Here is an 11113-nt window from a genome sequence, read left to right as displayed (position 1 = left end):
GGGCCGGTGATGAAGATGATCCGCTCCTTGAGAAGCCGCGAATAAATATCGTAAGACCGTTCGCCCCGGTTTGTCTGTTCAACGACCATGGGCACCAGGGCCATGGCTGTATCGACTGTATTTTTCATTGCGCTTCCCTTGTCAAACGGCCCGGCAGACGCAAGGCCCGCAGGGAATCAGTCTTATTGAACCCACTACATAGAGTGTGCCCCCCCGCCGCTTCAAGACGCAAGGCAGCGAAACGGCTGGATGGTGTTGTTCAACACTCACGTTAAATTGAGGTTACGGTTCGGGATTTGTCTGCATTGCACCGTCATTTCCCCTGGCTGGAAACGTCCGCATGCGGAATTGTCAACCGCATTCGGTTCACGCGCTCTTGCAGCTCAATGCTTCGCGGTTGTTGCAATGGCGGGAGATTGGGAGTTTGCGTTCATTTCGAAAAACCGTGCGGCATACTTGTCTCAACACGTCACGAAGACCGGGGTTTACGCATCATCTGCGCTGGTTGGCACAAAAGACCCGGCCTGTTTTCAACAGATCCACCAGCTCGGGGGCTGTGTACGGGTTTCGGGCAAGTGCCGCGGCCCTTGAAGCCAAGGTTATCAAGCGTTGGACAAGTCGTCTTTGCCAGCCGGGCGTGTTTTCCCCGGTCATCCCCAAAAAATGAGATCTGATCCGTGGCGCAGGATTTCGCCGTGGATCAATCCGCGATAAGTCTTCGCCATGACCACACATCAGTTCTCAGTCTCTCAAGACCCGCATGATCCCGGCTTCGTTCAGGAGCCATACCGCTTCTACGCCGAGATGCACCGCACCTCGCCGGTCTTCTTCTGGCGGGACTACGGCATGTGGTGCGTGGCGGGCTTTGATCAGGTCAACGCGCTGCTCAGGGACCGTAGGCTGGGCCGCGAGAACCGCTGGGGCGCGCCTTTGAACCCGGTCGAAGGGCGCGGGCATCTTGGTGATTTCGACCGGATCGAAAGCGGGTCGTTGCTCGAGCGCGAACCGCCGGCGCACACGCGGCTGAGAACGCTGGTCAATCGCGCCTTCGTTTCACGCTCAGTCGAACGGCTCAGACCACGTATCAGCTTCCTCGCCAACCAGTTGGTTGACGCCCTGCCCGCCTCAGAACCATTCGATCTGCTGCCCGCCTTCGCGACGCCGATCCCGCTGACGGTGATTTGTGAACTGCTTGGCGTACCGGTGCAACGCGCCGATGATCTGCTCGCCTGGTCGCATGCCATGTGCGAGATGTATGTGCCGCACCGGTCGCGGGAGACCGAAGAACGGGCCAATCGCGCCTCGGCGGAATTCGGCGCGTTTCTCACCAGCCACATCGAGGAGCACCGGCACACCAGTGCCGATGATTTACTGTCGGCCCTGATCGCGGTGCGAGACACCGGCGAAAAGCTGTCGGACGCCGAACTGATTTCCACCTGCGTTCTCCTGCTTAATGCCGGGCATGAAGCCACCGTGCACCAGACCGGCAATGCGGTGAAGACCATTCTCGATCAGGGCGGCGATCCGCAACGGTTCTTCGCCACTCCGGAGCTCGCCGCCGCAAGCATCGAGGAAGCGCTGAGATTTGACGCGCCACTGCATATGTTCACCCGTTACGCCTATGAGGCGGTCGACCTGGGTCCCGTCACGCTCAAACCGGGTGAACAGGTGGCGCTGCTGCTTGGTGCGGCCAACCGCGATCCCTCAGCCTTCGAGGCGGCGCATGAGTTTCGCCCTGGCCGCAGCGACCAGAAAAACGTGACCTTTGGCGCGGGTCTGCACTTTTGTATCGGCGCGCCGCTGGCACGGCTTGAACTGCAGGAATCACTGACTGTGCTGTTTTCACGCCACCCGGAACTCAGTTTGCGCCAAGCGCCGAGCTATCGCGACAGCTACCATTTCCACGGACTTGAAAGCCTGATTGTCGGATCACGGCCTGCGTGATCCGATCTACAGCCGGATAACATAGTCTTTGCGAGTCGTTTCAATCACTTCCCAGCTTCCCTTGAAGCCGGGCCTCAGGATGAAACTGTCGCCGGTCTTGACCGTGACAGCCTCACCGCCATCCTCGCAGATCACCGACACACCCGCGAGAATGTGGCAATACTCCCATTCATCATAGGATATCCGCCACTTGCCGGGCGTGGATTGCCAGATGCCGCAATAAAGTCCGTCGCGCTCCTCCAGGTTCCAGGTGGTGTGAACCGGATCCCCAGAGATCACTTTTGCCGCGTCCGGTCTGGAGATGTCAGCCTCGACGGAGGCAGCGACGGCAATGAGGTTTTTGCTGGTCATGATAACTCGCATGAAGTGCTGTGGAACCCGGGGACGTTGCGCCCGGAGATGAATATGATACGACGTTGGGACGTTTTTTGCGAAACGTCCCTGCAAGGATGCACCCATGCGCCTCGACAAGGCAATTGAAAGATCTATGAGCATGGATGACGCCACCTGGGCGCGTCATGCCAATCCGTTCAGCTTCTGGACCCGGGTCCCTATCCTCGCCTTGCTGGCGCTCGCGATCTGGAGCCGCGTCTGGATCGGCTGGTGGTGCCTCGTGCCCGTCGGTGTGCTGATCGTCTGGACACTCGTCAATCCGCGCGCCTTTCCGCCCCCGGCCAGTCTGAACAACTGGGCCTCGCAAGCGGTGTTGGGCGAACGCTATTGGCTTGACAGAAAAACCCGTGAAATCCCGACCCGCCACGCGCAGCGGGCGATGATCCTGTCAGTGCTTTCGGGAGCGTCCATCATCCCGCTCGCCTACGGCCTGTGGGTGCTCGATCCCTGGGCGGCCTTTGCCGGGGCCATGCTTTCCTCGGTCTTCAAGCTCTGGTTCTGCGACGGCATGGCATGGCTGGCGGCCGACATGGCCGCCGCCACGGATCGGTAAAACGTCAGCAGACCTGAACGCCGCATTCGCTGATGGTAAACTTCTCAGCCGGCTCGATCAGCGATCCATCGAACTGACGGCCATCCGCACACTGGGCGCGGGCTTCAAATGTCAGCCGTCCCGCCAGCTGGGCTTCCCTGACGTTGACATAGTACTCGACGGCACACTCTTGCTCACCGGCGAGTTGCTCGGACAATTGATCAAGCCAGGCAGGATTGGCCGATTGCGCAAGCGCTGACGACGTCAGGCCAAGCAGGACCGCTGCGGACAGGGCTATGGATTTCGAATTAACTGTGAACATGGGACCTCCTGCATGTAAACTATGCTGGAGTGTAGCGCCGCGCGCAGCTGTGTACGTTGCGGCAGATCAAGCGGGACCGAACTCAGTTGCCCAATGCCGCCTCGAGCGCCGCAGGCATCTGGTATTTCAGTTCCTGCTCGGCGAAAGGAATCCGGATCGTTTCCGGCGCAGCCGCATTGGTGCTTTCGAGCTTGCGGGCGATCAGGTCGCCAAAGCGCGCGCCGGATGCGGCGGGATCGGTCAGGATTTCATAGCTGTGACGGTAGCACACGCCCAGATCCTCGCCGCAGGTTCCCTCGTTGTCCGAATGAGTTGAGATGAAGCCAAGATCAACAATCCTGTCGCCGATGGCACCAAAGACGCCGACACCGCCCTCTGTGTAGCCCTGGCCGGTGTAGTAGAACTCCATCAGCCAGCCATGATTGCCCGGCCCCAGACCAACCACGCGAAACGCTTCCTCTGGTGGAACTGTTCCCCAGGAGCCGACATCGTCAGCCAGGCCGTTCCTGGCCACCACTGCAAGCCGCTCATTTGTTTGCTGCAAAACAACCAGGCCCAGTTTTCCGCTGCAGCCATGACATTCCGCACGGCCGCCGTCGGAGTCCTGCGCATAACCGGCCATTGCGACGAAGTGCACCGGAGTGTTGTTGATGGACACAGTCGACACCAGATGCGGGCGCATGCACAGCTTTTCCGAGCCAACGGTGCCGAACCAGCATTTGCGGCGCTTGTCATAGGAGCCGTAAAATTCCTCCATGACCGCGCCCCAGAAGGCTTTCGGGTCGTCCGCCACAGCAGACGGGATGGAAGTCAGCACCTGAGCGCGCGCCGGCGCAAAGCCGAGCATCAGCAAACACAGCAACGGGAAGAACAATCGGATCATGGCGCGGACCTCCTTCGATGTGCATCAAAGCAGCGGCGCAGCTTTTCCGCAACCATCCCGAAAGGTGCAACTGCAATTCAAAAACGGGCCCGGCAACGTGTTGCCGGGCCCTGGCCAGAATAGCATGGCTCGAGCGCTCAGGCCTTGGCGAGCGCCTGTTCGAGATCGGCGATGATGTCCTTGACGTCTTCGATGCCGATCGACAGCCGCACCACGTCAGGTCCAGCACCCGCAGCAACCTGCTGCTCCGGTGACAGCTGGGCGTGGGTGGTCGAGGCCGGATGGATGACCAGCGAGCGGGTGTCGCCGATATTGGCCAGATGCGAGAACATCTCCAGGCCATCGACAAGCTTGACGCCTGCATCATAGCCACCCTTGAGGCCGAAGGTGAACACAGAGCCAGCGCCCTTGGGGGAATAACGCTGCTGCAATGCGTGGTTTTCATGATCAGGCAGGCCGGCGTAATGCACCCAGGCGACCTTTTCGTGCCTGGACAGCCATTCGGCAACAGCCAGCGCGTTGTCGCAGTGGCGCTGCATGCGCAGCGGCAGGGTTTCAGCACCAGTCAGCAGCATGAAGGCGTTGAAAGGCGAGATTGCCGGCCCCAGGTCACGCAGGCCAATCACGCGGCAGGCGATGGCAAAGGCAAAGTTGCCGAAGGTTTCGTGCAGCACCATGTTGCCATATTCCGAGCGGGGCTCGGACAAGGTCGGATATTTGCCGGATTTCGACCAATCGAATGATCCACCGTCAACAATCACGCCCCCCATCGAGTTGCCGTGGCCGCCGACAAATTTGGTCAGCGAATGGACCACGATGTCGGCGCCATGCTCGATCGGCCGGATCAGGTAGGGAGACGCCATGGTGTTGTCGACGATCAGCGGCAAGCCGTGCTTGCGCGCCACTTCGGCAATGGCGTTGATATCGACAAATGTGCCGCCCGGATTGGCCAGGCTTTCGACAAAGATCGCCTTGGTGCGCTCGTCGATCTGGCTTTCAATGCTGCTCATATCCGCCGGATCGGCCCATCGCACATGCCAGTCAAACGACTTGAAGGTTTTGCCGAACTGGTTGATCGAGCCGCCATAGAGACGGTTGGCGGCAATGAAATTGTCGCCGGGGCTCATCAGGGTATGGAACACGATCAACTGTGCTGCATGGCCCGAGGCAACGGCCAGCGCCGCAGTGCCGCCTTCCAGCGCCGCCATCCGCTCTTCGAGCACGGCCTGGGTCGGATTCATGATGCGGGTGTAGATGTTGCCGAAGGCTTTCAGCCCGAACAGCGATGCAGCATGATCGGCGTCATCAAAAACGAACGCGGTGGTCTGGTAAATCGGTGTGGTGCGTGCGCCGGTGGCCGGATCCGGCTGGGCCCCCGCATGTATCGCAAGCGTATCAAAACCTGGCTGATTGTTCGACATGGACCTCTCCCCTTGTGCCCGAAATGACTGTGAAAGCGGTTATCCCGCATGTACGCGCCAGCGTCAAAGAAGATTTTTGCGCGCACGCGGTTCTTCTCCGCCAGTCGGGCTTCAATGTTCAAGCTGTCGTGGAAAATTATTCCGTGACAAAGCCCCCTGGCAAAAATGGGAGCCGGCCAACCGCCCGACGTTCCGGCTGGATGCCCGCTGGTCTGTCAGGCTCAGCTTTCCGGCGCCTCCTAATCCGGATCCACCGCCTCGCAACCGGGCAGACGGGCAAGCAGCCAGTCCCTTGACGGCCGCACTTGCTCCGGCAATTCCTGCAGGACATCGTCGATCACTTCGGCTGACACCGTACCGACCTCGCAGCCATAGTCCTCAACATCGCGGACGGGATTGTCCTGTTTCCATTCGAGGTAGTCCTGCCTTTCAAAAGCAATGGCAGCCGCCACGCCGGCGATCGGCAAGGCGACCATGACGCGGCGCAACCTCGCCTTGGCCTTGGTGCGAACCATGGCGGCGGCGATGGCTTTTCGATTGGCAATGGCAGCGGCGGCGGCACTTGCTGTCATTGTCGAGACTTGCGCTGTGAGCGATATCGCCCAGATCCCCATGCTGACAGCGGTGGTCGCCAGGGAAACTGCGAGCACAACGAGAAACGCGGTGGTCCGCATCAGTTTGAAGATCCCGATCATGATGATCTGCCAGGATGGTTCATTGCACAGCTCCAGTTCATTGCGGGCTGGCACGCCCGGCAAAACCGGCATCATCCATGCACCGGAACTGTGGCGTGAAATCGGCATGAAGCCGGCCGCAAGCCCCAGACATTGCGAGCGTCAGTTGTTGTTGTCGTCCGGCTTGTCGCGCAGCCCGTAACTCTGGAAACCTGTTCGCATCACCGGTTTGCGCGACGACAGGACGCCGGAATTGACGCCGTTCCAGCCGATTTCTCCGGACAGCCTGGCATATTCGATTTTTGGGCAGCGGTTCATCACCACCTTGATGCCGGCTGATTCGGCGCGCGCCGCAGCCTCGTCATGGCGCACCGTCAGCTGCATCCAGATCACCTTGGGCAAGGGGTCGAGCGCCAGCACTTCCTCAACGATGCCGGGCACCGCATCGGAGGCACGGAAGATATCGACCATGTCGATGGCTACAGGGATATCGGCAAGCCTGGCGTAGGTCATTTGCCCGAGAATTTCGCGGCCGGCCTGTCCCGGATTGACCGGAATGACCTGATAGCCCTTGTTGAGCAGGTATTTCATGACGAAAAAGCTCGGACGGACATCGTTGGCTGATGCTCCGACCACGGCTATGGTCCGGACCGAATGCAAGATGCCGGAAATGTAGAAATTGTCGTACTGGTCGTGATTCATCAGCAATATATCCAGCTAGATCCTCGATTGTTGTCGCAACGGCGCACCGGCACGTCAAGCCACCGTTCCCGCCCATGATCAAACCTGCGACACATTGCGCCCATAGACTTCATCATAGAGCCCCGCTGGAGGAAACCGTTATGCCGATGCGCATGTTTGATGGCAAATTGCTCTTTGTCACCGCACTTGTGGGTGTAACCCTGGCTGCGGCGAGCGGTCCGGCAAACGCCATCAGCCGGATAGAGACCATAAAAACCGATTGCAACGCCATTCGCGCCGCACTGGTCCGCGAGGGTGCCGTGATCTTGCGCCATACCTCCAGGCAAGGTCTGCCGATCTATGACCGTTATGTCGGTTCCTCGTTGATGTGCCCCGGAAACTCCATCGGCGTCTGGGCCAGCGTGCCGGCGCGCGACACCAACGCCTGCCGGGTGATCGCTTGTGACGCCAATGCCAGCGATGATGACATGATCCGGAACCGACCGCTGCTCAGGATCATCGACTAGTGGTGCGATCTTGACAGATGCTTCCCATCTGCCAGGACAAATCGCCTCACCAGATCAATAGCTTGTGGGCTGACTTTTCGAAACAGATGGGTATCATCTGTTTCGGTCAGACCACTAGTATGAGCGGAGTGCGGATTAAGGCTGAGGCTGCTGCATGTAGAAATAATCAAACAGTTCTGTGCTGAATCCGAGCTAGCGATAGAGCGCCCGCGCCGGCGCATTGTCGGTAACCACCTGCAGCACCGCAACGTTGATACCTTGCGCGTCAGGCCATTTCGGCGCGCCAGAGAAATTCCGTGCCGATCGCCATTCCGTCATCCCGAGGCTTGAATTGCACTCACGCGTCGCCGTCAAACAGAGTCAGGTGCCGCGCGCAAGGTCCTGATGTGCATGGCGTTATCGCAAAACCACCGCACGGTTCGCGTGCCGTGCATTAGTCCGGCAGGATCATGTGACCGTCTTCGCCCAGCTCCATGAACGGGTTGTATGCCAGTTCCCACAAATGTCCGTCTGGATCGGAAAAATAGCCCGAATATCCGCCCCAGAACACTTCATGGGGTTTCTTGACCGGTCCGGCGCCGCACTCAACCGCGAACTCCCAGGCGGCATCAACTTCTTCTTTCGAGCCCAGATTGTGCGCCAGCGAGACGCCTTCGAAGCTCTGCGCGGCGGTTGGTTCAAGACCGGCATCGGCTGCAAGCGCATCGCGGCCAAACACCCCCAGCACGGTGCCGTTCATGTGAAAGAAACTGACGCTGTCATTGGATGCCGACGACCGCTTGAACCCCAGCTTTTCATAAAACGCGGTCGAGACAGCGACATCAGCGACACCAAGCGTGATCAGGGTGATGCGTGGGGCAAGGGTCATAGCGGCTTCCTTCGCTGAGTGGCGGGGTCAACCTCCGCCTCGGCAGGCGTCGTAGGCAAGACATGCGACATTTCAGAACATATCGAGAACATATCGATCGAACCGACACCTGTCAATTCATTTGCCGGGCCCTGACCGGTCCCGGCTGTGCGGCCTTACTCCCCGGTCCATTCCGGCATGCGCTTGGCAATGAAGGCGTTCATGCCTTCCTCCGCGTCACGCGCCAGCATGTTTTCGACCATCACGCCTGCGGTGTATTCATACGCCCCTTCCAGCGACATCTCGGCCTGGCGGTAGAACGCCTCCTTACCAATCTTGACGGTCAAAGGTGATTTGGACGCAATGACTTCGGCGTATTTCATGACAATCTGATTCAGGTACTGCCGTGGCATGATCCGGTTGATCAACCCGAATTCCCGCGCTGTCGAGGCGTCGATTGTTTCGCCTGTCAACAGCATTTCCATGGCCTGCTTGCGGTGGACGTTGCGGCTGAGCGCCACCATCGGCGTCGAACAGAAAAGCCCGATATTGACGCCGGGCGTACAAAAGGCCGAAGTGTCGGTGCACATTGCCAGGTCGCAAGAGGCGACAAGCTGGCAACCGGCGGCAGTGGCCAGGCCATCAACCTCGGCGATCACCGGGACAGGCAGATGCACGATTGTCTGCATAAGTTCGGCACAGAGCTTCATGCTGCGGACAAAGAACGCCCTGCCCCGGTCTTCATCGGCGCGGTGCAGGGTGAGTTCCTTCAGGTCGTGACCGGCGGAAAACAGCTTGCCCGGCGTGGCCGAGGCGATGACAACCACCCGGATCGATGTGTCCTGCCGCGTCGCGTCCAGCGCGTCCTTGAGCGCCTGCATCAGTGCGATCGACAGCGCGTTGGCCGGCGGATTGTTCATCTCCAGGCGCAGGACATTGCCCAGCTTTAGCGATTTCACCAGACCGCCCGGCGCATCCTGTTTCAATTCAACGACGTTCATCAGCACAGACCCTTTCGTGTTTGATCACAGTTTAGCGCGGTCAACCGGTTGCGGGAAGCCTGTCTCGGCGTTGACCAGACCGGCAATTTCCGCGATTTTGCCGGCAACAAGATTCTGCCGGGAGGAGAATGGCCGATGGCGATTGTGCCATCTCAATATCACGGGTGATTTTCCCGCACCCTCCCGCCCGAACGCATATATCACTTCCCTCAACAGGACACTGCCCATGCCCACACCGGCCACGCCCGTGATGACCGCCCCCGAAGTCTCCAGCTATCTCGACGAAGTGTTCCCGCAGATCAAAGTCAATGGCGACACTATCGAGGTGATCGAGGTGTCTCCCGGATCGGCGCTCGTGCGCCTCAATGCCGATCAGCGACATCTGCGCCCCGGCGGAACCGTCAGCGGGCCGACCATGTTCATGCTCTCGGACCTGGCGGCTTATGCGGTGATCCTGGCTCATATCGGACGCGTGGCGCTGGCGGTTACCACCAATCTCAACATCAACTTTCTGATGAAGCCGGAACCGGGGTCCCTCAACGCGACAGCCACGATCCTGAAACTGGGCAAACGGCTGGTTGTCACCGACATCGCCATTTGTGATTCCGGCGGAGAACTGGTGGCTCACGCCACCGCGACCTATTCAATTCCGCCCCGTGTTTGATCGGGTTTGGCGAGAATTTGTACGGTATTATTATACCGCACACCTAATCTGTTGTTTTTATATTGTTATTTAAAGCCGCACTTCAAACCTGTCGCTTGACGGCTATTTTGCCCTCCCCTATAAGCACGCAGCGTCGCAATTTGTGAATTTCGGCGCATCAGTTGTTGTGGAGCGGATGTATTGCAGCCGCCCGGAACAACCCAAGCAACAAGAAACGTCCGGCCTCTGCCTTTTGGCGCACCCGGATCCTGAATGAAGAGAGAACTCCATGAAAACCTTCTCGCAGAAACCTGCAGAGGTGGATAAGAAGTGGGTGATTATCGACGCGACAGATCTCGTCGTTGGTCGTCTCGCCACTGTTATCGCCAACATCCTGCGCGGCAAGAACAAAGTCACCTACACCCCTCACGTTGACGATGGCGACAATGTCGTGGTCATCAACGCTGAAAAGGCGGTTCTGACCGGCAACAAATACACCGACAAGAAATATTACTGGCACACCGGTTATCCCGGCGGCATCAAGGAGCGCACCGCGCGCCAGATTTTCGAAGGTCGCTTTCCGGAGCGGATCATCGAAAAGGCTGTCGAGCGCATGGTTCCGCGCGGCCCGCTTGGCCGTCGCCAGATGAAAAACCTGCGCGTTTATGCCGGTTCCACTCATCCGCATGAAGCTCAGCAGCCGACCGTTCTTGACGTCGCTTCGCTGAACACCAAGAACAAAAGGAGCGCCTGATAATGGCTGAACTCAATTCGCTTGAGGAGCTCGGCGCATCCGTGACCGCTGCTGAAGCTGCACCGGAAGCCCCGGTCCATGTGCGCAAGGTCGATGATCTTGGCCGCTCCTATGCTACCGGCAAGCGCAAGAACGCAATCGCCCGCGTCTGGATCAAGCCGGGCACCGGCAAGATTACAGTCAACGGCCGTGATTTCGTCACCTACTTCGCTCGTCCCGTGTTGCAGATGGTTGTCCAGCAGCCTGTTGTCGCCGCTGCCCGTCAGGGTCAGTTCGACGTGGTCTGCACGGTCACCGGCGGCGGTCTTTCCGGCCAGGCCGGTGCGGTCCGTCACGGCATCTCCAAGGCGCTGACCTATTACGAGCCGGGCCTGCGCGCGGTTCTCAAGAAGGGTGGCTTCCTGACCCGCGACAGCCGCGTTGTCGAACGTAAGAAATACGGCAAGGCCAAGGCCCGCCGGTCGTTCCAGTTCTCCAAGCGTTAATTCGCC

The 11113-nt window shown here is 59.2% G+C and carries 14 protein-coding genes and 1 pseudogene; 6 read left to right on the top strand and 9 right to left on the bottom strand.

The window, feature by feature from the left end; all coding sequences use genetic code 11:
* Nucleotides 1-128: pseudogene (clpP, locus tag ABJN75_RS22965) on the bottom strand (ATP-dependent Clp protease proteolytic subunit); the annotation flags it as partial.
* A gap of 595 nt (nucleotides 129-723) precedes the next feature.
* Between clpP and ABJN75_RS22960 the strand changes: the two are divergent.
* Nucleotides 724-1944: a cytochrome P450 gene (locus tag ABJN75_RS22960; protein WP_348441994.1), complete on the top strand. Its 1221-nt coding sequence runs from the start codon at nucleotides 724-726 to the stop codon at nucleotides 1942-1944.
* 6 nt (nucleotides 1945-1950) lie between these two features.
* Here ABJN75_RS22960 and ABJN75_RS22955 read toward each other — a convergent pair whose 3' ends face one another.
* Nucleotides 1951-2295 (bottom strand): cupin domain-containing protein, encoded by a 345-nt coding sequence (locus tag ABJN75_RS22955; RefSeq protein ID WP_348441992.1) that lies wholly within the window; start codon nucleotides 2293-2295, stop codon nucleotides 1951-1953.
* Nucleotides 2296-2401: 106 nt separating this feature from the next.
* Here ABJN75_RS22955 and ABJN75_RS22950 point away from each other — a divergent pair, with 106 nt between their 5' ends.
* Entirely contained in the window at nucleotides 2402-2890 is a 489-nt protein-coding gene (locus ABJN75_RS22950) for a DUF6653 family protein (protein WP_348441990.1), read from the top strand.
* A gap of 4 nt (nucleotides 2891-2894) precedes the next feature.
* Here the strand turns inward: ABJN75_RS22950 and ABJN75_RS22945 are convergent, their stop codons facing one another.
* The 5 genes from ABJN75_RS22945 to ABJN75_RS22925 all read right to left on the bottom strand — a co-directional run bounded on the left by ABJN75_RS22945 (nucleotide 2895) and on the right by ABJN75_RS22925 (nucleotide 6871).
* Entirely contained in the window at nucleotides 2895-3191 is a 297-nt protein-coding gene (locus tag ABJN75_RS22945) for a hypothetical protein (RefSeq protein WP_348441988.1), read from the bottom strand.
* An 82-nt stretch (nucleotides 3192-3273) separates the two neighbouring features.
* Nucleotides 3274-4074, bottom strand: a complete 801-nt coding sequence (locus ABJN75_RS22940; protein WP_348441986.1) for a hypothetical protein — start codon at nucleotides 4072-4074, stop codon at nucleotides 3274-3276.
* 137 nt (nucleotides 4075-4211) lie between these two features.
* Nucleotides 4212-5495 (bottom strand): O-acetylhomoserine aminocarboxypropyltransferase, encoded by a 1284-nt coding sequence (locus ABJN75_RS22935; protein WP_348441984.1) that lies wholly within the window; start codon nucleotides 5493-5495, stop codon nucleotides 4212-4214.
* 239 nt (nucleotides 5496-5734) lie between these two features.
* The gene (locus ABJN75_RS22930; protein WP_348441982.1) at nucleotides 5735-6298 is read right to left on the bottom strand and encodes a hypothetical protein; all 564 of its coding nucleotides are present in this window, start codon (nucleotides 6296-6298) and stop codon (nucleotides 5735-5737) included.
* A 33-nt stretch (nucleotides 6299-6331) separates the two neighbouring features.
* Nucleotides 6332-6871, bottom strand: a complete 540-nt coding sequence (locus tag ABJN75_RS22925; RefSeq protein WP_348441980.1) for a CoA-binding protein — start codon at nucleotides 6869-6871, stop codon at nucleotides 6332-6334.
* 146 nt (nucleotides 6872-7017) lie between these two features.
* On the opposite strand from ABJN75_RS22925, the gene ABJN75_RS22920 reads away from it, so the two are divergent.
* Complete coding sequence (locus tag ABJN75_RS22920) at nucleotides 7018-7377, top strand: hypothetical protein (RefSeq protein ID WP_348441978.1); 360 nt, start codon at nucleotides 7018-7020, stop codon at nucleotides 7375-7377.
* A 433-nt stretch (nucleotides 7378-7810) separates the two neighbouring features.
* Here ABJN75_RS22920 and ABJN75_RS22915 read toward each other — a convergent pair whose 3' ends face one another.
* Both ABJN75_RS22915 and ABJN75_RS22910 read right to left on the bottom strand, forming a co-directional pair.
* Entirely contained in the window at nucleotides 7811-8245 is a 435-nt protein-coding gene (locus ABJN75_RS22915) for a VOC family protein (RefSeq protein ID WP_348441976.1), read from the bottom strand.
* A 155-nt stretch (nucleotides 8246-8400) separates the two neighbouring features.
* Nucleotides 8401-9225, bottom strand: coding sequence for an enoyl-CoA hydratase (locus ABJN75_RS22910; RefSeq protein WP_348441974.1), 825 nt, complete (start codon nucleotides 9223-9225; stop codon nucleotides 8401-8403).
* A 226-nt stretch (nucleotides 9226-9451) separates the two neighbouring features.
* On the opposite strand from ABJN75_RS22910, the gene ABJN75_RS22905 reads away from it, so the two are divergent.
* From ABJN75_RS22905 to rpsI, 3 genes are all read left to right on the top strand, one after another.
* Nucleotides 9452-9889: a PaaI family thioesterase gene (locus ABJN75_RS22905; RefSeq protein WP_348441972.1), complete on the top strand. Its 438-nt coding sequence runs from the start codon at nucleotides 9452-9454 to the stop codon at nucleotides 9887-9889.
* 268 nt (nucleotides 9890-10157) lie between these two features.
* Complete coding sequence (gene rplM / locus ABJN75_RS22900) at nucleotides 10158-10622, top strand: 50S ribosomal protein L13 (RefSeq protein ID WP_348441970.1); 465 nt, start codon at nucleotides 10158-10160, stop codon at nucleotides 10620-10622.
* A 2-nt stretch (nucleotides 10623-10624) separates the two neighbouring features.
* Complete coding sequence (gene rpsI, locus ABJN75_RS22895) at nucleotides 10625-11107, top strand: 30S ribosomal protein S9 (RefSeq protein WP_348441968.1); 483 nt, start codon at nucleotides 10625-10627, stop codon at nucleotides 11105-11107.
* The last annotated feature ends 6 nt before the right edge of the window (nucleotides 11108-11113 follow it).

Origin of the sequence: Hoeflea sp. (genome assembly GCF_039975035.1) — a bacterium.
Classification (GTDB): Bacteria; Pseudomonadota; Alphaproteobacteria; order Rhizobiales; family Rhizobiaceae; genus Hoeflea.
Note: the sequence above shows the minus strand (reverse complement) of the source record. Positions and strands in the feature narration are given on the sequence as shown.

What these genes read in the sequence shown, in the direction of transcription:
- ABJN75_RS22905 (WP_348441972.1), top strand. Translation starts at nt 9,452, where the DNA reads ATGCCCACACCGGCCACGCCCGTGATGACCGCCCCCGAAGTCTCCAGC.
- ABJN75_RS22920 (WP_348441978.1), top strand. Translation starts at nt 7,018, where the DNA reads ATGCGCATGTTTGATGGCAAATTGCTCTTTGTCACCGCACTTGTGGGT.
- rpsI (WP_348441968.1), top strand. Translation starts at nt 10,625, where the DNA reads ATGGCTGAACTCAATTCGCTTGAGGAGCTCGGCGCATCCGTGACCGCT.
- ABJN75_RS22955 (WP_348441992.1), bottom strand. Translation starts at nt 2,295, where the DNA reads ATGACCAGCAAAAACCTCATTGCCGTCGCTGCCTCCGTCGAGGCTGAC.
- ABJN75_RS22915 (WP_348441976.1), bottom strand. Translation starts at nt 8,245, where the DNA reads ATGACCCTTGCCCCACGCATCACCCTGATCACGCTTGGTGTCGCTGAT.
- ABJN75_RS22925 (WP_348441980.1), bottom strand. Translation starts at nt 6,871, where the DNA reads ATGAATCACGACCAGTACGACAATTTCTACATTTCCGGCATCTTGCAT.
- ABJN75_RS22945 (WP_348441988.1), bottom strand. Translation starts at nt 3,191, where the DNA reads ATGTTCACAGTTAATTCGAAATCCATAGCCCTGTCCGCAGCGGTCCTG.
- ABJN75_RS22950 (WP_348441990.1), top strand. Translation starts at nt 2,402, where the DNA reads ATGCGCCTCGACAAGGCAATTGAAAGATCTATGAGCATGGATGACGCC.
- rplM (WP_348441970.1), top strand. Translation starts at nt 10,158, where the DNA reads ATGAAAACCTTCTCGCAGAAACCTGCAGAGGTGGATAAGAAGTGGGTG.
- ABJN75_RS22960 (WP_348441994.1), top strand. Translation starts at nt 724, where the DNA reads ATGACCACACATCAGTTCTCAGTCTCTCAAGACCCGCATGATCCCGGC.
- ABJN75_RS22935 (WP_348441984.1), bottom strand. Translation starts at nt 5,495, where the DNA reads ATGTCGAACAATCAGCCAGGTTTTGATACGCTTGCGATACATGCGGGG.
- ABJN75_RS22940 (WP_348441986.1), bottom strand. Translation starts at nt 4,074, where the DNA reads ATGATCCGATTGTTCTTCCCGTTGCTGTGTTTGCTGATGCTCGGCTTT.
- ABJN75_RS22930 (WP_348441982.1), bottom strand. Translation starts at nt 6,298, where the DNA reads ATGCCGATTTCACGCCACAGTTCCGGTGCATGGATGATGCCGGTTTTG.
- ABJN75_RS22910 (WP_348441974.1), bottom strand. Translation starts at nt 9,225, where the DNA reads ATGAACGTCGTTGAATTGAAACAGGATGCGCCGGGCGGTCTGGTGAAA.